Annotated in this window: 19 protein-coding genes and 1 pseudogene; 7 read left to right on the top strand and 13 right to left on the bottom strand. The window is 65.0% G+C overall.

Features of this window, described 5'->3' with window-relative positions:
* Positions 1 to 1,254, top strand: a 1,254-nt coding sequence (trpE, locus tag ATB1_RS04540) for an anthranilate synthase component I (RefSeq protein WP_042662456.1), incomplete at its 5' end; no start/stop codon positions are given.
* On the top strand, positions 1,251 to 1,871 hold the full coding sequence (gene trpG, locus ATB1_RS04535; protein WP_042662455.1) for an anthranilate synthase component II: 621 nt from the start codon (positions 1,251 to 1,253) through the stop codon (positions 1,869 to 1,871). The genes trpE and trpG, both read left to right, overlap by 4 nt.
* 94 nt (positions 1,872 to 1,965) lie before the next feature.
* On the opposite strand, the gene ATB1_RS04530 is transcribed toward trpG, so the two are convergent.
* Positions 1,966 to 2,178 (bottom strand): hypothetical protein, encoded by a 213-nt coding sequence (locus ATB1_RS04530; protein WP_042662454.1) that lies wholly within the window; start codon positions 2,176 to 2,178, stop codon positions 1,966 to 1,968.
* Positions 2,179 to 2,713: 535 nt separating this feature from the next.
* Here ATB1_RS04530 and ATB1_RS04525 point away from each other — a divergent pair.
* Entirely contained in the window at positions 2,714 to 5,815 is a 3,102-nt protein-coding gene (locus ATB1_RS04525; RefSeq protein ID WP_042662453.1) for an adenosylcobalamin-dependent ribonucleoside-diphosphate reductase, read from the top strand.
* Positions 5,816 to 6,586: 771 nt separating this feature from the next.
* Here the strand turns inward: ATB1_RS04525 and ATB1_RS22885 are convergent.
* A complete protein-coding gene (locus ATB1_RS22885; RefSeq protein WP_241768059.1) occupies positions 6,587 to 7,168 on the bottom strand; it encodes a BGTF surface domain-containing protein in 582 nt (193 codons plus the stop codon).
* 1,704 nt (positions 7,169 to 8,872) lie between these two features.
* Positions 8,873 to 8,981: pseudogene (locus tag ATB1_RS24480) on the bottom strand (surface glycoprotein); the annotation flags it as partial.
* An 801-nt stretch (positions 8,982 to 9,782) separates the two neighbouring features.
* Between ATB1_RS24480 and ATB1_RS04515 the strand changes: the two are divergent.
* The gene (locus ATB1_RS04515) at positions 9,783 to 10,214 is read left to right on the top strand and encodes a type IV pilin (protein WP_042662452.1); all 432 of its coding nucleotides are present in this window, start codon (positions 9,783 to 9,785) and stop codon (positions 10,212 to 10,214) included.
* Positions 10,215 to 10,691 carry a type IV pilin gene (locus ATB1_RS04510; RefSeq protein ID WP_042662451.1) on the top strand — a complete coding sequence of 159 codons (477 nt, stop codon included), beginning with the start codon at positions 10,215 to 10,217 and terminating at the stop codon, positions 10,689 to 10,691.
* Between the two features lie 164 nt (positions 10,692 to 10,855).
* Here ATB1_RS04510 and ATB1_RS04505 read toward each other — a convergent pair whose 3' ends face one another.
* The 4 genes from ATB1_RS04505 to ATB1_RS04490 all read right to left on the bottom strand — a co-directional run bounded on the left by ATB1_RS04505 (position 10,856) and on the right by ATB1_RS04490 (position 13,198).
* Positions 10,856 to 11,044: a hypothetical protein gene (locus ATB1_RS04505; protein ID WP_042662450.1), complete on the bottom strand. Its 189-nt coding sequence runs from the start codon at positions 11,042 to 11,044 to the stop codon at positions 10,856 to 10,858.
* A 52-nt stretch (positions 11,045 to 11,096) separates the two neighbouring features.
* Complete coding sequence (locus tag ATB1_RS04500; RefSeq protein WP_042662449.1) at positions 11,097 to 11,657, bottom strand: DUF1684 domain-containing protein; 561 nt, start codon at positions 11,655 to 11,657, stop codon at positions 11,097 to 11,099.
* Positions 11,658 to 11,717: 60 nt separating this feature from the next.
* Positions 11,718 to 12,701: an aldo/keto reductase gene (locus ATB1_RS04495; RefSeq protein ID WP_042662448.1), complete on the bottom strand. Its 984-nt coding sequence runs from the start codon at positions 12,699 to 12,701 to the stop codon at positions 11,718 to 11,720.
* Positions 12,702 to 12,931: 230 nt separating this feature from the next.
* Entirely contained in the window at positions 12,932 to 13,198 is a 267-nt protein-coding gene (locus ATB1_RS04490; protein WP_008095506.1) for a hypothetical protein, read from the bottom strand.
* A gap of 352 nt (positions 13,199 to 13,550) precedes the next feature.
* Between ATB1_RS04490 and ATB1_RS04485 the strand changes: the two genes are divergently transcribed.
* The gene (locus ATB1_RS04485; RefSeq protein WP_042662447.1) at positions 13,551 to 13,832 is read left to right on the top strand and encodes a hypothetical protein; all 282 of its coding nucleotides are present in this window, start codon (positions 13,551 to 13,553) and stop codon (positions 13,830 to 13,832) included.
* Positions 13,833 to 13,842: 10 nt separating this feature from the next.
* On the opposite strand, the gene ATB1_RS04480 is transcribed toward ATB1_RS04485, so the two are convergent.
* The 6 genes from ATB1_RS04480 to ATB1_RS04455 all read right to left on the bottom strand — a co-directional run bounded on the left by ATB1_RS04480 (position 13,843) and on the right by ATB1_RS04455 (position 21,113).
* Entirely contained in the window at positions 13,843 to 14,778 is a 936-nt protein-coding gene (locus ATB1_RS04480) for a DMT family transporter (RefSeq protein ID WP_042662446.1), read from the bottom strand.
* Between the two features lie 111 nt (positions 14,779 to 14,889).
* Positions 14,890 to 16,221, bottom strand: a complete 1,332-nt coding sequence (locus ATB1_RS04475; RefSeq protein ID WP_042662445.1) for an ABC transporter ATP-binding protein — start codon at positions 16,219 to 16,221, stop codon at positions 14,890 to 14,892.
* Positions 16,214 to 17,407, bottom strand: a complete 1,194-nt coding sequence (locus tag ATB1_RS04470; RefSeq protein WP_042662444.1) for an ABC transporter ATP-binding protein — start codon at positions 17,405 to 17,407, stop codon at positions 16,214 to 16,216. The genes ATB1_RS04475 and ATB1_RS04470 overlap by 8 nt, the downstream gene beginning before the upstream one ends.
* A gap of 1 nt (position 17,408) precedes the next feature.
* The gene (locus ATB1_RS04465) at positions 17,409 to 18,473 is read right to left on the bottom strand and encodes an ABC transporter permease (protein ID WP_042662443.1); all 1,065 of its coding nucleotides are present in this window, start codon (positions 18,471 to 18,473) and stop codon (positions 17,409 to 17,411) included.
* 6 nt (positions 18,474 to 18,479) lie between these two features.
* Positions 18,480 to 19,478 (bottom strand): ABC transporter permease, encoded by a 999-nt coding sequence (locus ATB1_RS04460; protein ID WP_042662442.1) that lies wholly within the window; start codon positions 19,476 to 19,478, stop codon positions 18,480 to 18,482.
* Between the two features lie 3 nt (positions 19,479 to 19,481).
* Positions 19,482 to 21,113, bottom strand: a complete 1,632-nt coding sequence (locus tag ATB1_RS04455) for an ABC transporter substrate-binding protein (RefSeq protein WP_042662441.1) — start codon at positions 21,111 to 21,113, stop codon at positions 19,482 to 19,484.
* A gap of 178 nt (positions 21,114 to 21,291) precedes the next feature.
* On the opposite strand from ATB1_RS04455, the gene ATB1_RS04450 reads away from it, so the two are divergent.
* Positions 21,292 to 21,930 carry a ribonuclease H gene (locus ATB1_RS04450; RefSeq protein WP_042662440.1) on the top strand — a complete coding sequence of 213 codons (639 nt, stop codon included), beginning with the start codon at positions 21,292 to 21,294 and terminating at the stop codon, positions 21,928 to 21,930.
* Positions 21,931 to 22,018: the final 88 nt, after the last annotated feature.

Here is a 22,018-nt window from a genome sequence, read left to right as displayed (position 1 = left end):
GCGGCCGAGTTCGTCGGCGCGGGCGACGGCGACGTACTCGACTCCCTGCGCGGCGCACTCCCCGACCTCCCGCGAGTCAACTTCCCCGAAACGGACCGCCAGACGCTCACCGGCGGCTTGGTCGGCTTCCTCGCCTACGAGGCCGTCTACGACCTCTGGCTCGACGAGGTCGGCCGCGAGCGCCCCGACACCGACGACCCGGACGCCGAGTTCGTCCTCACGACCCGAACCCTCTCGTTCGACCACCGCGAGGACGCCGTTCGCCTCGTCTGTACCCCCGTCGTCTCGCCCGACGACGACCCCGGTGAGGTGTACGACGGCGTCGTCGCCGAGGCCGAACGCGTCGCCGAAAAGCTTCGGGCGGCGGACGACCCCTCGCCCGGCGGCTTCGAGCGAACCGGCGAGGAAGCCGGCTCCCGCGAGGAGTACGAGGCCGCGGTCAGGAAGACGAAGGAACACGTCCGCGATGGCGACATCTATCAGGGCGTCATCTCGCGCACCCGGAAGCTCCACGGACAGGTCGACCCGGTCGGCCTGTACGCCTCGCTGCGCGAGGTGAACCCCTCGCCGTACATGTACCTGCTCCGGCACGGCGACCGGCGCGTCGTCGGCGCGAGCCCCGAGACGCTCGTCTCCGTGCGCGGCGACCGCGTCGTCGTCAACCCCATCGCGGGGACGTGCCAGCGCGGCTCCGGGCCGGTCGAGGACCGCCGCCTCGCCGGCGAACTCCTCGCGGACGGAAAGGAGCGCGCCGAGCACACGATGCTCGTCGACCTCGGCCGCAACGACGTGCGCCGGGTCTCGACGCCCGGCAGCGTCCGCGTCGAGGACTTCATGAGCATCATCAAGTACAGCCACGTCCAGCACATCGAATCGACCGTCTCGGGGACGCTCGACCCCGACTCGGACGCCTTCGACGCCACGCGGGCGACGTTCCCCGCGGGGACGCTCACCGGCGCGCCGAAGGTCCGCGCGATGGAGATTATCGACGACCTCGAAGACGAGCCGCGAGGCGTCTACGGCGGCGGCGTCGGCTACTACTCGTGGACCGGCGACGCCGACATGGCAATCGTCATCCGGACCGCGACGGTCGAATCCGGCGGCTCGGAAGACGCCATCACTGTCCGCGCGGGAGCCGGCATCGTCGCCGACTCCGACCCGACCTCGGAGTACGAGGAGACCGAACAGAAGATGGGCGGGGTGCTCGACGCCGTCCGCCGCATCGAGTACGGGACCGAGGAGGTGTCGCAATGACGGCGGTTCGGCTCGTCGTCGTCGACAACTTCGATTCGTTCACGTACAACCTCGTGGAGTACTTCTCCGAGCAGACCGTCGAGGGCGAACCGCTCGACATCGAGGTGCGCAAGAACACCGCCTCGCTCGACGAGATTCGCGACCTCGACCCCGACGCCATCGTCGTCTCGCCGGGGCCGGGCCACCCGAAGAACGACCGCGACGTGGGCGTGACGAACGACGTGCTCACGGAGCTGTCGTCAGAGATTCCGACGCTCGGCGTCTGTCTCGGGCTCGAAGCCGCGGTGTACGCCTACGGCGGGACCATCGGCCACGCGCCGGAGCCGATTCACGGCAAGGCGTTCCCCGTCGACCACGACGCAGAGGGCGTCTTCGCCGGTCTCGAAGACGGCTTCCCGGCCGGTCGCTACCACTCGCTCGTCGCCACGGAAGTCCCCGACTGCTTCGACGTCTCGGCGACGACCGACCACGACGGCGAGGCGCTCGTGATGGGCGTTCGCCACCGCGAGCATCCCATCGAGTGCGTCCAGTTCCATCCGGAGAGCGTACTCACGGGGTCTGGACACGGCGTCGTCAGAAACTTCCTCACAGAGGTCGCCGGCTTCGACGTGGCCTGAGGCCTGAGACCGGTCAGGCGCAGAGACGTCGAGACGCGGCCGAGCGGATGCGACTGCGGTCTGCTGTTCTCGGTCCGGCGGCTGTGCCGCCGCCTCAGAGGACGTTGATACCGAAGAACGAAAGCAGCAGCAGCGCGCCCACGACGATGGCGGCGATAGTGACCAGTCGCCACGCGATTTTGAGGAACAGTCGGCCGACGAGGATGACGACGGCGACGGCCGCGAGCACCACGAGCATCTGACCGAGCGGGCCGGAGAGCAGGCCGCCGAGCTGTAACGGGGTGAGTGCGAGGGAAGTCAGTACCATACCACGATATGACTCCCGTGAAGTGGATAAGCTTGTGGGCGGTCTCGTCGCGCGGTTCCGGCGAGATTTTCCCGCCGAAACGACCGATTTCGGCACCCCTGAGCGACTGGCGAATTTGTACATATGAATTCTGATAGTTGTATGAGCGGTGACTATCAGGCCATCCTTTATAATCTCCCCATTGATGCGAGACACGTCACCATGCGACTGGTTCAGCGGCTTCGTCTCCCCCCTCACGTTCTACTGGATATACCGCTTCCGTCTGTCGATTTTGGGCGTCACGATTTCACTTCCGCTCCGCTCTAACTACGGTTATGTGGCTTCCGTCCGTCCTATGAATCCGTGCACTTCGGACCCGGTCGTCGGCCGTCGGCGTAACTGCACTAATTATGATACGTTCGGCGGTCGAACCTCCGAGTTCGAAGCCCTTAACCAACCACGCAACACACACCAATATCGTCACCAATGAGCGGAATTTCCGGACACTATCGACGCGACCTCGCCCGAACGCGGCTCGGGCGGGAGGGACAGTAAGATGAGCGACGCGAACCTCTCGACGGACGAACTCGTGCTTCCGGTCAAGCGGACCGAAGGCGAGACCCTCGAAGCGCGGATGACGGGCAACGCCTACAGTAACATTCTCCCCGCCCGCTACCTCCGCAAGGACGCCGACGGCGACCTCGTCGAGACGCAGGAGGACCTGTTCCCCCGCGTCGCGAAGAACATCGCGCTCGCCGAGGCCGTCTTCGAGGCCGAGAAGCGCGACATCGAAATCACGGTCACGCCCGACCTCATCAAGCCGGACCACCCGCGCCGCGACGAACTCGCCGCGGAGGTCTTCGGTAAGGGCGTCACCGCCGACGACGACGAGGCCGAGGCGACGCTCTCGGTGTACAACGTCAACAAGTTCGCCTACGACACCCTCGTCCCCGAACTCCCCGAGGAGGTCCGCGAGGTCGTCGTCGAGAAGCGCGAGACGTTCCAGGACATGATGGAACAGCTCTCCTTTATGCCGAACTCGCCGACGCTCATGAACGCCGGCGACGAGCTCCAGCAGCTGTCGGCCTGCTTCGTCGACTCCCCGGGCGACGACATCACCGACATCCACCAGACGGCCAAGGAGGCCGCCGAGGTGTTCCAGTCCGGCGGCGGCATGGGCTACGCCTTCTGGAAGCTCCGCCCCTACGGCGACGCAGTCGGTTCGACCGGCGGCATCGCCTCCGGCCCCATCACGTTCATGCGGACGTTCGACCAGATGTGCGAGACCATCGCGCAGGGCGGCGCGCGCCGCGGCGCGCAGATGGGCGTCATGCGCGTCAGCCACCCCGACGTCATCCAGTTCCTCCACGCGAAGAACAAGGACGTCTCGCTCGCGCACACGCTCCGCCTGAACGACCCCGACGACTTCACCCACACCAAGTTCGTCGACGCGCTCGACGAAGCGCGCGAACTCATCGACGAGGACGGTCGCGTCCCCAAGCACCTCCGTAACGCCGTCGAAGGCCACCTCTCGAACTTCAACATCTCTGTCGGCATCACCGACGGCTTCATGGAGGCGCTGTACAACGACGAGGAGTTCGTCTTCACGAACCCCCGCACCGAAGAGCCGCACGTCGCCACGCCCCAGACGAAGGAAATCTACGACATGTTCGGTCTCGGCGAGTACGTCGAGGTCGGCGAGGTCCTCTCGGTCCCCGCGAAGGAACTCTGGGACCAGATTATCGAGGGCGCGTGGGAGAACGGCGAACCCGGCGTCGTCTACCTCGAACGCGCGAACAAGCAGCACTCCTTCGACGTCGAAAAGCACCCCGACCACCGCATCCTCGCGACCAACCCCTGCGGCGAACAGCCGCTCGAGGAGTACGAGGCGTGTAACCTCGGGCACATCAACCTCTCGACGCTCGTCGCGGAGGACTCGCCCGACTGGCGCGTCTGGTACGACGCCCACGGCGACGAGTACGACTCGCTTGAGGCCGCGACGGACGCCTTCCTGGAAGACGCCGTCGACTGGGAGGAGTTCGACCACCGCATCGAAAACGGCACGCGCTTCCTCGAAAACGTCGTCACGATGTCGGACTTCCCGGTCGAGAAGATCGAGGAGAAGGTCCGCGAACTCCGTAAAATCGGACTCGGCATCATGGGGCTCGCCCAGATGTACATCCAGCTCGGCGTCCGCTACGGCTCCGACGAGGGCAACGAAATCGCCCAACAGCTCATGACCCACATCAACCACGGGTCCAAGCGGGCGTCCCACGAACTCGCCGAAGAACGCGGCCCGTTCGAGGCGTGGGAAGACTCGAAGTACGCGAACCCGACCGAGTACCGCGAGTGGTTCGAACACCACACCGGCGAGTCCGCCGACGACTGGGAGGACGGCTACCCCATCCGCAACCACAACACGACGACCATCGCCCCGACGGGCACCACGTCGATGGTGTCGAACACCACCGGCGGCTGTGAGCCCATCTACAACGTCGCCTACTACAAGAACGTCTCCGACGACGTGCAGGGCGACGAGATGCTCGTCGAGTTCGACGACTACTTCCTCCGCGTGCTGGAGGCCAACGACATCGACGTCGAGGCCGTCAAGCGCGAGGCCCAAGACCAGATGGCCAACAACGAGTTCGACGGCGTCGCCTCGCTGTCGACCGTCCCGGACGCCATCTCCGAACTGTTCGTCGTGACCTCCGACCTCGCGGGCATCGAGCACGCCGGCGTCCAGTGCGCCCTCCAGAGCGGCGTCGACTCCGCCATCTCGAAGACCTGTAACTTCCCGAACAGCGCCTCGAAGGAGGACATGGACGAGGTCTACCGCTACATCTACGACCACGGCGGCAAGGGCGTCACCGTCTACCGCGACGGCACCCGCTCGAAGCAGGTGCTCACCACGCGCGCGAAGAACACCGAGTTCTCCGACGACGAGGAGGCCGCCGAGGCCATCGTCTCGCAGATTCGCGACGTGTTCGGCGACGTGGAGGCGTTCCTCGAATCCGAGGAGGTCTCGGACCTCATCGGCAGCGAACTCGAACTCGCGTTCGCCGACTCCCCGAGCGACGTTGGCAAGAAGCGCCCCCGTCCGGACGTGCTGTACGGCGTCACTCAGCGCATCGATACCGGCTACGGGAAGCTCTACGTCAACATCAACGAGGACGAACACGGCGAGCCGTTCGAGCTGTTCGCCAACATCGGTAACTCCGGCGGCTTCACCGCCTCCTTCACCGAGGCGCTCGCCAAGACCGTCTCCACCTCGCTCCGCTCGGGCGTCGACCCCGAGGAGATTGCGAACGAGCTGAAGGGTATCCGGAGCCCGAAGGTCGCCTGGGACAAAGGCGAGCAGATTAACTCCATCCCGGACGCCATCGGCACCGCGATGCGCCGGTACCTCGACGGCGACATCGACAAGGGCTACCCGCAACAGCAGAACCTGACTGAGGTCGAAGCCGAGGCCGCCGCGGCCGAGGACACGAACACCGACGGCGGCGTCGCCGTCGACGACGAGTCCAACGGTAACTCTGACGCCGTCGCGGACCTGCTCGCGGCGGGCGAGAGCCCCGAGTGTCCCGAGTGCGGCGAGATGGACCTCTACTACTCCGAAGGCTGTAAGACCTGCCAGAACTGCGGCTGGTCCGAGTGCTGAACGCGAGACGGTAACTCGCCACCGTCGCTGTCTCGTCCGTCGCTCGCTTTCCGCTCTTTTCGTTTTGCGCTTCCATTCCCCACGAGCCAGTTCTCTCTATCTCGCTGGCGTGTTCGACGGCGGTCTCGTTGAGGCCGGCGGGCGAGACACGCCAATGGCGGACTCCATCGCTCGTCCGGTGACCCCCTCTGCTCGGGGACAGCCATCGCTTCCTCGTGATGGACTGCCCGTCGACGACGTGAGAACTGCAGTGGACTGGAGTGCGACTGTGGAGACCGCGCCCGTATCGCTCCTGTGACTCCACGCTGTTCGAGACGACGCGTATCGACCGACGAGAGATAGACGCACTCGCTCAACCCTTACCTGACTGCGTAGCACGTCGTGAACTGCGGACGCGTCGGCCCACGCAGACGGTCACGACTGCTATCGGTCTCAGTTCGCTCACGGCGGTCGACCGGCCATCGCTCGGTGCAATTCGTTTTCCACACGTCGCTGACGGAACGCGAAGGCCAGCCTTCAATGAAACCAAACCACGCACAGCGACTGGGAAGAACGAGGTCAGCTTCGGTACGTCCGCGCGTCTCAGTCCCGTATTGGCCTCTCGTCGTCAAGCAGAGCCGTCGCCACTAACTGTGCTGATGCGAGGGCTGATATCGCGACGCCACTCGGTCGTGCGTACGTAGACGGCCGTTGACACCGAGCGCTGCGGCTATCGAGTCAGCGTCGAAAGAAAGGAAAAACGCCGGGAAGAGTCCCGGTGGTTAGCTGTCGTTAGTTGTCGCGGCGGACCGCGAGGAGCGCAGCGGCGACGAGCGCGACGAGGGCGACAACGACACCGAAGCCGGGCGTCTGGGACGACGTGGTGGTCGTCTCAGCCGTCGTGGTGGCGGCGGTGGTCGTCGTAGCCTCAGTCGTGGTCGTCGTCGTAGTGGTCGTGGTGTCAGCCGTCGTCGTGGTGTCCGTAGCCGTCGTGGTGTCGGTGTCCATCGACTCGACGACGTTACCGTCGACCTCTTCGTTCGGTGCGACGCCACCGCGGGCGGTCACCGTGAAGGTGTCGCCGACACTCTGCTCGGAGAAGTCGAAGCTACCCGAGAGCGAGCCGTCTGCCTGGACGTAGACCGTAGCGGTCTTCAGGAAGCGCGGCTGCGTGTCGCCGTCGGACTCAACGCGGAGCGTGAGTTCCGTACCGGGCGCGACGTTCGAGGAACCAGAGATCATCTGGTCCGCAGCGTTCGTCACGTTGATCGGGTCGGCGAGGGTGTGCTCGGCTTCGAGGTGCTCGTAGGAGTCAGTCGCCGCGGAGTCCTCGTCAACGAGTGCGAGGCCACTGACGTCGTCTTCCTCAACCATCTTGAACTCGACGTCGAACGAGTCGTCGTCGTCGATGGAGACCTCGTTGCTCGCGGAGAGCTCACCGGACGAGAGCTGTCCGTCGTCGTTGGTGTCGCGGTACGCTTCGATCTGGTCGGAGTCGAACGCGACGAAGTACGTGTCGTTATCGCCGGTCGGCGATGACCGAGGCGTTAGCGACGTTGATGATCTTCGGGTCGCGGTTCGGGTCCGGGTTCGTCTGGTTGATCGTCAGACGGTAGGAGTCGTCGTAGCCGTTACCGGTCGCGAAGAAGTTCGGGGTCTCGTCGTCCTGAGCGCCGACTGCGCCCTCGAGGCCGGAGGCCTCGATCTGGACGATGACCTGGTCACCGAAGGCGATCTGGCTATCCTCGGTGATGTTACCGTTCTCGAGCGCTTCAGTGACGTCGTCGAGGTCACCGAGCGTCTCGCCGGACGGGGCGGTCCACGTGCGGACTGCGGAGACGCCGCCTTCCTCGAGGACGAGGGTCGCGACGTTCTGGCCGTCACCGACCGAGGCACCCGGCTCGACGGAGAGATCGTAGTCGCCCGCGTCGATGAGGTTGCTCGTGGCGAGGCCGACGCCCGTTGCGCCGTCGCTGCCGGTCAGAATCTCGTCGTCGTCGTCTTCAACGTCGAAGACCTGACTGACGGACGTGTCGTTCGATTCGTAGGAGTTCCACAGAACGACGACTTCGCCGTCGTCGTTACCGTCTTCGACGGTGACGTTCGCGGAGTAACCTTCGTCGTCGCTACCGATGGTGACCGTTGCCGTGTCGGTGTTTTCGAGGGTCACCGGGATGGCAACGACGTCACCGCGCTGGTCGGTGATGACGGATTCGCTGAAGTCTGCGCGACCGTCACCGGCCTTTTCGACGGTGATCGTGTCGGATTCGAGCGTGATGCCCGTGTTGAGGTCCGTCGCGACGACCGTGTAGTCGTCAGCGTCGGTCTCAGCGACATCGAAGTCGAAGTCAGCCTCACCCTGACCGTCAAGGGAGACGTTCTGCGTCGCGTACGTGTCGTCGCTGGAGTCGACGAGCTCAACGCGGACGGGGCGGCTGGAATCACGTGCCGAGACCGTCCCGGAGACGTCATCGTCGGTCGTGACGTTCAGGTCGTCGATGTCAACTGCGAAGTTGAGGCTGCGGACCGTGAGGTTGATCGTCGTGGAGCTACCGACCGTGATGTCGTACGTACCGGTCTCGAGACCGGACGTGTCGAGCACGTAGACCGTACTGTTCTCGCCCGTCGAACGCTGGACGAAGTAGTCGTCGGTCGCGTCTTCCGTCCCTTCGACGACAACGTCGGTGTTCACACCGGACGAACTCGCGTTGATAGCGAGCTTCTCACCGACGTAGGCGCTCTCCGTGGTGGCGGACTCGCTGAACGTCTGAGCCGCGAAGAAGACATCCTTCTCACCGTCGTTGGTGAGCGTCGAACCGTCCTCAGCGGACGTGATGTCGTCGGAGAGTTCGACGGTGATGTCGTTCGAGCGGATCACGTTGTTGACCGAGATGACGACCGTGCCGTTCGTGGTCTGGCTGACGGAGTAGGCCGAGCTCGCAAGCTCGTCACCGTCGTCAGCGACCGTGAAGTTGTCAGTCGTCAGACTGGCGGAGTCAACATTGTGAGAGAACGGTACCTCGATGACGGCGTTTCCGCCGTCGACGTAGTGAACGGCGCCTCCGCGGTAGCGGAAGTCACCGTCTGCCGCAGCAGCACTACCCGTAAACGCGATGGACCCGGCGAAAACCGAGAAGACCATCAGCGCAGCGAGAAGAACCGCGCGGATTTGCTTATTGCGTGTCATTGTTGGTGGATGTTGCAGTCGGGGACATCGTTTTCGTCGACCCTCGGACGGAACCAAGCCGGGCAGAACCCGGGCCGAGGCGAGGTACTCACAGATGCCTCCGTGGGCAGGGGTACAGTTTGCTCTGTTGACCGTTCGCGGTAAATACTTTGTGTGATTGAACGGTCTCTGAAACGTTACCAATCGTGTCACTCAGGCCTCGAAACCCGATTCTACCCCACAAAGCATATGTACGTCTGTTGAAAATATATCTAGCGCGTGCGCACGCCACCTTGGGTAGGAACGACGTCCCCGGTTCGCCGGGGACGGACTCGTTCTCGATAACTATTCGACGAGCACCGGCTGTCGAACGAAGTCACTCGATATCGGTACTCCGCGCAGATTCGAAGAGGGGCCCGCGACCACAGGTGTACGCACCTCGCACTGCACTAACGCGTACGTGCGAGAGGTACAGCTAGTTCTCATCGAGCTAGTTCTCATCGTACGATTGTCCTCGCCAGCCGACAACCTCACCGAGTAGTCCAAAAAGAACGACCGAGAACGTGTCAGGAATTCTTCGAACCTGTTCGACGACGGAGTGCCATTATCCCCTTAAGCGACGTATAAACACTATATTAATGCTCGAACTGTTGGGAGAAACCATCCATTAATCTGGCACGTACATTTAAGTTACCCCGGGGATACGAGTCGATTGGACACACCGCGACGGGTGCCGGGCAGGGATGGCGGTTGCGCAGCGATAAACGCGTGCGCACCGGCGTCTTCGGCGAGCGATACCGTCCCGGGTGTCGGACACAACGCATGCAACTCAAACATCTCTTCACGGAAGACCGTGCAGTCAGTCCCGTCATCGGGGTTATCCTGATGGTGGCGATTACAGTCATCCTCGCGGCCGTCATCGGTACCTTCGTCCTCGGTCTCGGCGACCAAGTGAGCGAGACGGCTCCGCAGGCGAGCTTTAGTTTCGACTACAACAGTACCAGCGGGGATTTAGTAATCACTCACGATAGTGGTGAGTCGATTACTAGTGCAAACGTTGAGATCGTAGACCCCAGTGGGTCCGCGACTGACTGGGACGATGCCGCGAACAATGGTGATGGGAAGATTACCGCTGGTGAAAGTGACACTATTACATTAAGTAGCCCTAGTAGCGGAGACACCGTCCGCGTCGTCTGGACTTCCGAGAGTGGTAGTACGTCGTCTACCCTGCAAAAGTGGACCTACAACGGATAGATGAATTTCAAGCAACTCCTCGCTGAGGACGACGCGGTATCACCAGTCATCGGTGTTATCCTCATGGTCGCAATTACGGTCATCCTCGCGGCCGTCATCGGGACGTTCGTCCTCGGCCTCGGTGACCAGGTCGGCGACACGGCCCCGCAGGCGAGTTTCAGCTTCGACTATCAGGATGCCTCCGGTTCTCCGGACAATCTGACGGTGACTCACGACAGCGGTACTGCAATAGATAGCGAGAACGTCAAACTCACCGCGTCTACGAACTTCGACTTCATCACGTCCGGAACGCCGGATGGAACGATGAACAGCTCGAAGTCCTTCGCAGACATGGGTGTCTCTGACGACGTGACAGCAGGAACGTCCGTCCAAGTCGGAAACAACACCTTCAACAGCGCAACGTTCCGCATCGTCTGGACCTCCGAGAGTGGCAGTAACTCCGCCACGCTCCAGAAGTGGTCCGGCCCCGACGCCTAAACAGGCCACAACCTTCGCGGCATCGTTTTCTTCGGACCGCTGACCACGCAGAGTGGCAACTCGCGCGAGTGCTACGGGACCCGTCGCCGTCGCTATCGGGATAAACGCAACGAACTCCGGCGAGAAAAGACGGTTTTAGTCAGTACGACGGTCGAGTGCCGGAGTCAGACCGGACGGCCGCCCTCGGACGTGCCGACCAGCCACGTCCCGAGCGTGAGCGCGCCGGCACCGACGGCGAGCGCGTAGGACATTACCTGTGCGGCGTTCGGCAGCATTCCCGGCAGCATCGCGAGCGTCCCGACGATCATCAGCGCCATCCCGATGACGGCTTTCTTCGAACTGAGCAGTCCCATGTCGGTCTCTCCGGAAGCGTCCGATATGGAACTTGCGCTTTTGCTTCGCCGGTTACTCGTAGTCTCGCTCCCCGGCGGGGACGACTACGTCGAGCCAGTTCTCCTCGGGGGGAAGCGGACACTCGAACGTGTCGGTGAACGCGCAAAACGGGTTGTACGCGAGATTGAAGTCCACGACGACTTCGTCCAACTCGTCGAGGGGCGCATCGGGCGTGAGTTCCATGTACCGACCGCCGTTGTAGGTCTGCTGTCCGGTCGTCTTGTCGCGGAAGGGGACGAACAGCGTCGGCGAGTCGTCGTGTTCCTGGCGATACGCGCCGAGGGTGAGTTCGGCGTCGCGGAGTTCGAAGTGGAACGTGGCGACGCGGAGATACCGGACCTCGCCGTCGGTCGAGGTGTCCATCGTCACCGGTTCGGGGTCGTCGTGCGTCTCGACTGACGCGGTCACCCGGTAGTCGGGGTCGGGGTCGAAGTAGTCGAGGCCGTCGAAGTCGTCCCGTTCTTCCGGCAGAATCGGCGACTGGGGATGCGACCCGAAGAAGTCGTCTTTCTCCTCGCGCTTCGCCCGGAGTTCGGAGACGTAGGCGTCGGCGTCGAACGCGTCGGCAGTCATACGCGACGATACCCGCCGGCGACACCTACACCTGACGGTTCGAAGGTGCCTTCGAACTCGTTACGCGGACAGGTGACGCTTGGCGGTCGAGATGCGTTTGAACTGCTCGCTTGTGAGTTCGATGTCCGCGGCCACGACGTTCTCGCCGAGCTGGTCGACGGTTCGTGCCCCGATAATCGGCGCGGTGACCTGTGGGTGGTGCATGAGCCACGCGAGGCTGACCTGTGCGGGCGACGCGCCGACCGCCTCGGCGACCTCCTCGACCACGTCGAGCGCGTCGAAGTTCGACGGCGTGAGGTAGGAGTCGGCGAACCGCTGGTCGTTCGCCGCGCGGGAGTCCGCGGGCGGGCGCTCGTCGCGGGCGTACTTGCCCGTGAGAAAGCCGCCGGCCAGTGGCGACCATGGCACGACGCCGATGTCGTAGTCGGCGCACATGTCGAGGTAGTTCCCCTCTATCTCGCGGTTAACGGCGTTGTACCGCGGCTGGGCGACCGTGAACGGTTCGTAGCCGCGCTTGTCGGCGAGTTCGTTCGCTTTGACGACCTTCCAAGCGTTGGGTTCGAGCGTCGAGGTGCCGAGGTAGTTCACCTTTCCGTCGCGGACGAACCCATCGAGCGTCCGCATGAACTCCTCGACCGGCGTCTCGTCGTCCCACCGGTGGATGTACAGCAGGTCGACGTAGTCGGTGCCGAGTCGGTCGAGGATGCGGTCCATCTGCCGGCGGAGGTGTTTCCGGTTGAGTCCGCGGCCGTTGGCGTCTTCCCGCGTGGGCCAGAAGATCTTGGACGCGATGACGAAGTCCTCGCGGTCGCGCGTTTCGAGCCATTCGCCGATGTACGTCTCGCTCGCGCCGTCGCCGTACATATCGGCGGTGTCGATGAAGTTCCCGCCGGCGGCGGCGTAAGCGTCGAGCAACTCGTGGGCGCGGTCGCGGCCGACCTCGACCTCGCCGTCGTCGGTCTGTCGACCGAACCGCCACGTCCCGAACGCGAGTTCGGAGACCGTCGTACCGGTCCGTCCTAGTGGGACCATCGCGAGCGACATACCGAACCCGAAGACCGGACCGGGGTAAAGCCACTCGATTCCCGATGGTCGAAGATGAGAAACGTGAGGCCGTGACTGGTCGGCGCAGAAAGCGTCTGAGGAGCGAGAATCGTGATGGGACGCGCGACGAGCACTCGCGGAGTCGAGAAACGGAGGGCGTGGAAGTGGAGGGAGAACGCCGGTTTGGTTCGACGCCCGACTAGAACTGGCGTGTCGGTTCGACCGGGTGACTACGACCGGGCGTAGTTGTGCCCGAGCACGAGCGCGAGCGCGTTGAGCGCGAGAAGCGCTCCGAAGACGGTGAACTCGCCCGCTTCGAGGCCGCCGAAGAGCAGAGGCACGTACAGGAACGGGAGGGCGACCGCGGCCCAGAAGCCGACGAACCGGAGCGGTGCGGCGACGAGTTCGAAGCCGAGGCGGAGCGGTTGTTCTTCCGTTACGACATCGCGGAGTTGGGAGAGGCGTTCGCGGGGGACCGTGGATGGGGAGTTCGACATTGGTTGGGGGGCACCTACGACTACATCATGGAGTGGAGGGGTCATAATTACGTGCGAGAATTCCATTCGTTTCATACTCGTTTACTGGTGACTATTCGATAAATGTGAAACTTCATAGGCCGACGAGAGGCCCTCTAACACTTCATAACTGCCTCTAATTCTTTTATTCGTACAACAGTCAGGCGTTCTTGGATAGTCGCAGAATCCTGAATTTCCACGGGGTTCGCCCGAACGGACTCGGACCTCGGTGCGCTCGGTGACCCGCCACCCGGTCCGCCGGGTGGGCGACGCTTCGACCGGTATCGTCCCGCAGTGAGCAGGGATTTAGCTCGCGAGCGCGACTATCGATGCGATGCCAGAGCTCAATCGCGTCGCAAAGCGCATGTACAACATCCATCCGAACGCCATGCAGCTCACCGTCGGCGAGGAGATAGACGGCACGTTCACGCTGGAGAGCGCGGAGTTCTTCCAGACGGAGTTTCAGGCCGAGGGCCGGCGCGACGGCGACGACGCAATCTACCGGTTTGCGACGACTGAGGACAACGACGCTGTCGTCGTCGGCCGACAGCTCCCCGGTGAAAACGGGTGGAGGATGGTCGGCGAAGTGGACTCGGTCGAGCGGGCGGACGCGTAGCCGCGCCTTTTCAGTCGGTCGCGCGGACGCCGTCGCCGAATCGATAGCGCAGTTCGCGCCGAATCGCTCCGCGCTTCAGGAGGACGAACCCGAGGAAGATGAGCGCGAACCCGCCGACCGTCGACGGGGTCGGAACTTCGCTCAGGAACGCCCACCCCGAAAGCGCCGCGAAGACGGGCGCGACGTACGAGACGAGGTTGATTTCGATGGGACCGAGGCGGTCGAGCAGGTCGAAGTAGATGAGGAAGCCGAGCGCGCTCGCCGCGAGCGAGAGATACCCGAGCGCGGCGACGGACTGGACGTTGAGGTCGACCGCGCCGAACTGCTCGCCGAGCGCGACGGACGCGACGTGCATCAGTCCCGCCCCGAGGAGCATCGACCACGCCTCCATCGTCTCGATGGGCATCTCCGAGTCGACCCGGCGGGTCAGCACCGACCCGAGAGCGAAGGCGGCGGCCGCGCCGAAGATGAGAAGCTTCGCGACCGTGCCGCCGGCGAGGAGGTTGCTCGGGTCGAGCCCCGAGAGCACCGCGACGCCGACGAGGCCGAGGAGGAGACCGACGACGCCGAGCGCGGTGAGTCGCTCGCTCGGGAGCAAGAGCCGCGCGAATCCAGTGGTGAGCACCGGGCTGAGACTCACGATGACCGCGGCGGCAGCGCTCGTCACCCCCGGGTCGGTCTCGCCGATGAACAAGAGCGCGTGGTAGGCGGCGATGAGGAAGACCGCCCCGATGGCGATTTCCGTCCACTCGGCCTTGCCACGCGGGATCGGCGAGTCGGTGGCGTACAGCGCGTAGGCGAGCATCACGACGCCAGCCACGTCGTACCGGAGGGCAGCGAAAAGCACCGGCGGAAAGAACTCGAGTCCGGCTTTGATAGCCATGAACGCGGACCCCCAGACGGCGGCGAGGACGACGAACAGCCCAAGGTTTCGGTACCGTGTCACAGCGATGGTGCGCCCGGTGGGAGCCTGAACGTTTCGTTACGGGGTGGTTTCGCCGGTGCTGCGGGACGAGAACCGCCCAGCGCGGCACACCGGTCGGTTACCCGTCGAGTCTCAGTCGTCGGCCTCAGCGGTTGCGCCGGCGTTCGTCTCGATAACGGTCACCTCGTCGGAGCCCTCGTAGAGGTGACACGCCGCGGGGTGCGGCGCGTCGCCGACGGCGGGGCGACGCGTCTCACAGGGGCTCTCGAAGCATTCCCGAAGCGTCTCGCTGGCGCTGTCGGCCTCGCCCTCGGCGAGGTGACCGAGCGCCGTATCGACGACGCCTGCGACCTCGCCGCGGAGTTCGGCGTCGACGTGGCGGTCGCGGGCCTCCTTGATGAATGCTTCCGTGTCCGCCCGGTCGGGGTCGGCGGCGTCCCAGATGTGGTCGGGGTTCACGTCGCCGACCGCCAGCGCGTCCCGGAGGTCCATCACGGCGCGGTAGGTCTCCTGTTCGATGTCGAGGTCGTCCGGAGGGATGACCTGCGGGCACCGCGTCCGGAAGCGACAGCCCGACGGCGGGTTTCGCGGCGACGGCACGTCGCCCGAGAGCGCCTCGACCCGGCGGCCGTGTTCGGCCGTGGACGGTCGGGGAACGCTCTCCAACAGCGCCTTCGTGTAGGGGTGTTTCGGCGACTCGAACAGCTCGTCGGTCGGGCCGAGTTCGACCACGTTCCCGAGGTACATCACGGCGACGCGGTCGCAGATGTGGCGGACGACCGAGAGGTCGTGGGCGATAAACAGGTACGTCAGCCCGAACTCCTCTTGGAGGTCGTCGAGCAGGTTCAGCACCTGCGCCTGCACGGACACGTCCAGCGCCGACACCGGCTCGTCGAGGACGATGAAGTCCGGTTCGAGCGCGAGCGCGCGAGCGATGCCGACGCGCTGGCGCTGGCCGCCAGAGAACTCGTGGGGATAGCGGTCGAGGTGGTTCGCAGAGAGGCCGACCCGCTCTAACAGGTCGGCGACCTTGTCGCGCCGCCACTCGCGTTTCGACTCGGTCTCGGTGGTCTCCGGAATCCCGTGAATCTTCAGCGGTTCGGCGACGATTTCGCCGACGGTCATCCGCGGGTCGAGGCTCGAAAACGGGTCTTGGAAGACGATTTGGGCGTCCCTGCGGAACGCCTTGAGTTCGTCGTCGTCCATCTCGAAGACGTTCGTCCCGTCGAAGGTGACCGCGCCGTCGGTCGCCTCGCGCAGTCGGAGCAAGGTTTCCCCAGTCGTGGACTTCCCACAGCCGGACTCGCCGACGAGGCCGAGCGTCTCGCCGCGTTCGACCTCGAAGGAGATGCCGTCGACGGCCTTGACGCTCGTCGGGTCGCGCCCGAGGAGGCTGTCGACGAACGAGTCCTGCTCGAAGTAGTACTTCTGGAGGTCCCGAACCGCGAGGAGGGGTTCAGTCATCGGCGCTAACCTCCTGGTCGGCCGCCTCGGCCGCCTCGGCCGATTCGACGGCGTCGGCGGGGTCGTACTCCTGTTCGGCGAGGACGCACCGGACGCTGTGTCGGCCGTCCAGTTCGTACTCGGGGATGCGGGTCAGACAGTCGGTCATGGCTTTGGGACACCGGTCGGCGAAGTAACACGCGTCGGGCATCTCCGAGTCGAGCAGGCTCGGGACGTTGCCCGAGATGGGTTCGAGGCGACCCGAGGGGTCGTCCACGTCCGGAATCGACCCCAACAGCCCCTGCGTGTACGGGTGGACGGGATTCTCGAAGATGTCGGCGAGCGGGCCGCGCTCGACGACTTCGCCGGCGTACATGACGCCGACGCGGTCGCACATCCGGGCGATGACGCCCAGGTCGTGGGTTATCATCAGGATGCTCATCCCCTCCTGTTCCTGCAGGTCGCGCAGGAGGTTGAGAATCTGGGCCTGGATGGTCACGTCGAGCGCCGTCGTCGGTTCGTCGGCGATGAGGATGTCGGGTTCGCCGGCGAGCGCCTGCGCAATCATCGCGCGCTGGAGCATCCCCCCGGAGAACTGGTGGGGGTACTCGTCGGCGCGGTCTTCGGGGTCGGGGATGCCGACTTGGTCGAGCAGTTCGACCGCGCGGTCCATGCTCTCGTCGTCGACGTAGCTCTTCGAGGGGAGAAGCGAGTCCACGAGGAGCGAGCCGAGACCGTAGCCCTGCGTGCGCGAGCGCGTGCTTCGCGGGTTCGACCGGGCGCGCCGTTGGACCTCGACCGCCTCGGCTATCTGCTCGCCGACGGTTATCGAGGGGTTGAAACTGCTCATCGGATCCTGAAACACCATGCTGAACGACGGGCCGCGAAGCGACCTGCGGACGCCCTTCGGGAGTCGGCGGATATCCACGAGGTCGCCGTCGACGGCCTCGGGTTTCGATCCGCGGAACTCCTCGGCGAGGTCGGCGTTGCGGTACCATATCTCGCCTTGCGTCACGCGGCCGGGCGACTCGATGAGGTCGATGACCGACAGCGCGGTCACCGACTTGCCGGAACCGGACTCGCCGACGATGCCGAATATCTCGCCGTCTTCGACGTCGAACGAGACGCTTTCGACCGCGTTGACCTGCCCCTCCTCGGTGAAAAACCGGGTGGAGAGGTCGCGGACGCTGAGAATCGTGTCGGCCATCTCAGACGCCCCCCTCCCCTTCGATGCCGGGGTCGAGCGCGTCTCTGAGCCAGTCGCCGACGAGGTTTAGCCCGATGACCGTCACGACGATAGCGAGGCCGGGCATCGTCGAAATCCACCACGCGGTGGACTGGTACTGCCGGCCGAGAGCGATGTCGAAGCCCCACGACACGTCGGCCCCGGAGAAGCCGAGGAACGACAGCGCCGATTCGAGCAGGATGATGGCAGCCACCTGAATCGTCGCCAACACGAGGATGGGCGTGATGGCGTTGGGGAGGACGTGTCTGAGCATCGTCCGCCCGTCGCTCGCGCCGAGGGCCTTCGCGGCCTTCACGTACTCCTCTTCGCGGATGGAGAGCGCCTCGCCGCGGGCGACGCGGGCGAACCACACCCAGTTGACGAGCGCGACGACGACGATGACCGTCCCCGGGAGGACGACCGTCCCCGGCATGCCCGTCGGTAACCCGACCGCCGAGCGGAACGCCGGGGCGAGTCCGGTGGCGACGAACGGGTCGGGAATCGGCGCTTGGGCCTGTCCCCAGACGCCCACGAGGGCGATTGCGAGGACGAGCGACGGGAACGCGAGCATGATGTCCGCGCTCCGCATCAGGACGTCGTCCACGCGCCCGCGGTAGAACCCCGCCGACAGCCCGACGAGGACGCCGATGAGCGCCGCGAGCGACGTGCCGAACAGGCCGACGAGGATGGACGTTCTCGCGCCGTAGATGACGCGGGAGAGGATGTCCCGCCCGTTGCCGTCGGTGCCGAGCGGGTGTGCGACCGTCGCGTTCGTGTAGACGGTCTGCGTCTCGGTGACGACCTGTCCGTCCTCGATGACGACGCTCCCGTCTTCCATCTGTGTCACCTCCCGGGTCTCCGTCGTGCTGAAGCCGAGCGGCGGTTGACGGGCGTTGTCGAGGTTCTGTTGGGACGGGCTATACGGCGAGATAAACGGGGCAAAGATGGCCATCGCCACCACGAGGACGACGACGACGATGCCGAGCTTCGCGAGGAGACTCCGTCTGAGCTCTCGGCGAAGGTTTCTGCGTGTGCGTTCCGATATCATAGAGCGTTAATCGTAGGCCACCTGCGGGTTGACGTAGGCGTACAGGGCGTCAACGAGGATGTTCACGAGGACGAACCCGACCGCGACGACGATGAGCGAGCCCTGTAAGACCGGCCAGTCGCGGGCGTTGATGCTGTTGATGATGAGCGTCCCGAGCCCCGGCCACGCGAAGACGGCCTCCGTGATGACGGCCCCGCCGATGAGGGTGCCGAGTTGGAGACCGATGACGGTGATGACCGGGATGAGCGTGTTCCGAAGCGCGTGCTTGTAGCGGACCAACGTCTCGGGGAGCCCCTTCGCCCGCGACGCGCGGACGTAGGTCTGTCCGAGTTGGTCGAGCATCCCGCTGCGGGTGAGCCGCGTGATGAGTGCGGTGAAGTACGTACCGAGCGTGACGGCGGGGAGCGTGATGTGCCACAGCCACGTCCCGAAGCCGCGTATCGCCGCGCCCGGGTCGCCGCCGACGAGAAGCAGCGCGATGCCGTCGAGGCCGATGGGACGCTGGCTCGTCGGGAACAGGTTCAACTGGACCGCGAGCACGAGGATGAGCATCACCCCCAGCCAGAAGTTGGGCGTGCTGATGCCGACCAGCGAGAACACCGTCGCGCCGTAGTCCGCGGGCTCGTGCCGCCGCGTGGCCGACAGGACGCCGAGCGGGATGGCGATGACGACGGCGACGACGGTCGCCGCGACGGCGAGTTCGAGCGTCGCCGGGAGCTTCGCCACGACGCGCGCCGACACCGGCGTCCGGGTCACGAGCGACAGGCCGAGGTCGCCGAACGGGATACCGGAGACGAACTCCCAGTACTGGACGTACAGGGGCTCGTTCAGCCCGAGTTCGGCGATGACCTGCGCTCTGACCTCGGGGTCGACGTCGGGGGGCAACAGCACGTTCGCCGGGTCCCCCGGCGAGATGAACCGGAGGCCGAAGACGACCGTGATGACCCCCCAGATGACGAACAGCCCCTGGAGCGAGCGCTTGATGAGGAACCTCGACAGCGACATCGACTACTGCTGGCTCATCGCGTACGCGTCGATGCGCTCGTCGGAGCGGGCCTCCCACGCGATGGCGTTGCTGACGCCGTAGACGCTGTACTGCTGGTTCAGGAATATCCACGGGCACTGCTCGTGGGCCATCGCGTTCGCCTCCTGGAGGGTCGCCTCGCGCTCCTCGCCGGACTGGTTGCCGGCCTGTTCGAGCAGCGCGTCGAACTCCTCGTTTTGCCACGTCGTGAGCGTCCCCTCGGAAGCGAGAAGCGCCTCCATGACGAGACCGCCGTCGAACGTCGCCTCGCCCCAGCCGATGAGGAACCACGGCGGGCGGGCCTCGATGCTGCCCGCGAGCAGTTCGTCGACGAGCGACCCGAAGTCGCGCTGGCGGACCGTTGCCGTGACGTTCGGTAGCTCGTCGATGTAGCCCGCGACCGCCTGCGCGATTTCGAGGTCTTTCAGGTAGCGCCCGACCGGCGTGTGAAGTTCGATTTCCGCGCCGGCGTAGCCGGAGTCTTCGACCAACTGCTCGGCTTGGTCCGGGTCGTGCGGGTACGGGTCGAGGTCGGCGTTGTGGCCGACGAACTCGGGGAGCGTCGGCTGACTCGTCTGCGCGCCGAAGCCGCCGAGGACGTTCTGGACGATGCTTTCGAGGTCGATGGCGTAGTTCATCGCCTGCCGGAACTCCATCGAGTCGAACGGTTCGACGTCGTAGCGCATCGCGTTGTAGATGATGCGGGTCGACGGGGCCGCAGCGACGCGAGCGTTGTCGGAGTTGGTGACGCGCTGGACTTCCTGCGGCGGGACGTTGACGATGAGGTCGGTCTCGCCCTGCAGGAGTTGGTTGACGCGCGTGCTGGCCTCGGACGCCGCGCGGAAGGTGAGGGTGTCGACCGCCGCGGTGTCCTGCCAGTAGTCCTCGTACGCCGTGAGGACGACCTCCTCGTCTTCAGTGTACGAGTCGAGTTGGAACGGCCCGGTGCCGTTCATGTTCTGGCCGATGTACGCCTTGTCGTTGTCCTCGACCCACGACTGCTGCATCACGTCGAGGTAGGTCGCGAACTCGGAGAACACGATGGGGTTGAGCGAGGAGTTGTTGACCTTGACGGCGTTCTCGCCCTCGATGACCTCCGCGCCGGCGACGCCGGCGAGTTGGTCGCTCTGCGGGCTGGCGAAGCCGACTTCCTCGTCGACGACGCGGTTGATGCTGTACGCGACGTCTTCGGGGGTGAGTTCGTCGCCGTTGTGGAACGTGACGCCCTCGCGGAGTTCGAAGCGCACCGCGTTCTCCCCGTCGATACGCTCGTAGTTCGTCGCGAGCGCGGTCTGAATCGACCCCGCCGCGTCGCGGGTCAGAACGCCCTCGTACGCGTGGAGGACGACGATGTCGGTCGTCGTCTCGCGGTGGTCGTGGGGGTCGAGGCCGGAGGGCATCTGCCCCTGCGTGATAGTCACGTCGAACGAGCCGCTGTCCTCGGTCGTCGTCGTTTCGGTGGTCTCGGTCTCCTCGCCGCCGGTCGTCGTCGTTTCGGTGGTCTCAGTCTCCTCGCCGCCGCCACCGGAACAGCCCGCGAGCGCCGCCGACGCCGCCGCGCCGCCAGCCAACTTAATGTACGACCGTCGACTAATGTGAGAATTGGTATCAGCCATCGAAGGTAGATTGAGTCGGTCGTTCTTATATCCATTGCCTGAGATTCGGCCCCTGCATAGCGTTCTGACAATATATTGTGCGCAGTTATGCTCCCGGGGCATCGCCGCTGAACACGCGGATGCGTCATCCCCCCAAACACGGGGTACGTTTATTACTGCCCATCGCGGAATCATTCGTATGGCCGTGACCGGCCGTCCCACACTTCGGGACTTGTTCGACGAGTCGCCGACGCCCCACATCGCACACCCGCCGCGAACGCATCAACGACACTTCTACGTCGCGACGGACGGGTCGTACCGCCCGAACGGCGGGGGACTCGGTGCGGTGATAGAGACCCGCGACGGCGAGCGAGTCGCCCGTATCGCACTCCCGGACGTGCCGCCGGACAACAACGTCTCGGAGTATCGCGCACTGCACCTCGGACTTGACGTGCTCGCCCACCGCGCGCCGCCGGGCGCTCGCGTCGGCGTCCTCGTCGACCACGACGACCTCGCCGCGAACGTCAACAACGCCGTCCTCGCCGGCGACCACCCCGACTGGAAGTCGCCGAAGCGAATCGTCGTTCCCGCCGGAAGCGAACACCACTGGCGGGGGATTCAGGCCCGCATCGCCGGGTTCGGCGAGCTACGCGCCGCGCGAATCGACAGCCGCGAGAACCCCGCGCACCCGCTGGCGAACGCGCCGGGCGAGTACGAACACGTCAACCGGCGCGCCGACCGCTGTGTGCTCCCCGACCCCCCGGAGTTCGAGGCCGACTCCGGGAGGGACGTGAGCTACCTCCCGCCCTCGCGGTTCGAGGGGCGCGCGAGCGACTGAGCGCAGAGCGTCGCTGAGACCCGTCCCGTTCGCCCCGCCCATCGAGTGGGCCGCCGAGCGCGAGCGGTCTCACCGGGCTGTCGCCTTC

This window comes from Haloferax sp. ATB1, assembly GCF_000730175.1.
The sequence above is the reverse complement of the archived record's forward strand: the minus strand, read 5'-3'. Positions and strand labels throughout refer to the sequence as shown.

What these genes read in the sequence shown, in the direction of transcription:
- trpG (WP_042662455.1), top strand. Translation starts at nt 1,251, where the DNA reads ATGACGGCGGTTCGGCTCGTCGTCGTCGACAACTTCGATTCGTTCACG.
- ATB1_RS04530 (WP_042662454.1), bottom strand. Translation starts at nt 2,178, where the DNA reads ATGGTACTGACTTCCCTCGCACTCACCCCGTTACAGCTCGGCGGCCTG.
- ATB1_RS04525 (WP_042662453.1), top strand. Translation starts at nt 2,714, where the DNA reads ATGAGCGACGCGAACCTCTCGACGGACGAACTCGTGCTTCCGGTCAAG.
- ATB1_RS22885 (WP_241768059.1), bottom strand. Translation starts at nt 7,168, where the DNA reads ATGGTTGAGGAAGACGACGTCAGTGGCCTCGCACTCGTTGACGAGGAC.
- ATB1_RS04515 (WP_042662452.1), top strand. Translation starts at nt 9,783, where the DNA reads ATGCAACTCAAACATCTCTTCACGGAAGACCGTGCAGTCAGTCCCGTC.
- ATB1_RS04510 (WP_042662451.1), top strand. Translation starts at nt 10,215, where the DNA reads ATGAATTTCAAGCAACTCCTCGCTGAGGACGACGCGGTATCACCAGTC.
- ATB1_RS04505 (WP_042662450.1), bottom strand. Translation starts at nt 11,044, where the DNA reads ATGGGACTGCTCAGTTCGAAGAAAGCCGTCATCGGGATGGCGCTGATG.
- ATB1_RS04500 (WP_042662449.1), bottom strand. Translation starts at nt 11,657, where the DNA reads ATGACTGCCGACGCGTTCGACGCCGACGCCTACGTCTCCGAACTCCGG.
- ATB1_RS04495 (WP_042662448.1), bottom strand. Translation starts at nt 12,701, where the DNA reads ATGTCGCTCGCGATGGTCCCACTAGGACGGACCGGTACGACGGTCTCC.
- ATB1_RS04490 (WP_008095506.1), bottom strand. Translation starts at nt 13,198, where the DNA reads ATGTCGAACTCCCCATCCACGGTCCCCCGCGAACGCCTCTCCCAACTC.
- ATB1_RS04485 (WP_042662447.1), top strand. Translation starts at nt 13,551, where the DNA reads ATGCCAGAGCTCAATCGCGTCGCAAAGCGCATGTACAACATCCATCCG.
- ATB1_RS04475 (WP_042662445.1), bottom strand. Translation starts at nt 16,221, where the DNA reads ATGACTGAACCCCTCCTCGCGGTTCGGGACCTCCAGAAGTACTACTTC.
- ATB1_RS04470 (WP_042662444.1), bottom strand. Translation starts at nt 17,407, where the DNA reads ATGGCCGACACGATTCTCAGCGTCCGCGACCTCTCCACCCGGTTTTTC.
- ATB1_RS04465 (WP_042662443.1), bottom strand. Translation starts at nt 18,473, where the DNA reads ATGATATCGGAACGCACACGCAGAAACCTTCGCCGAGAGCTCAGACGG.
- ATB1_RS04460 (WP_042662442.1), bottom strand. Translation starts at nt 19,478, where the DNA reads ATGTCGCTGTCGAGGTTCCTCATCAAGCGCTCGCTCCAGGGGCTGTTC.
- ATB1_RS04455 (WP_042662441.1), bottom strand. Translation starts at nt 21,113, where the DNA reads ATGGCTGATACCAATTCTCACATTAGTCGACGGTCGTACATTAAGTTG.
- ATB1_RS04450 (WP_042662440.1), top strand. Translation starts at nt 21,292, where the DNA reads ATGGCCGTGACCGGCCGTCCCACACTTCGGGACTTGTTCGACGAGTCG.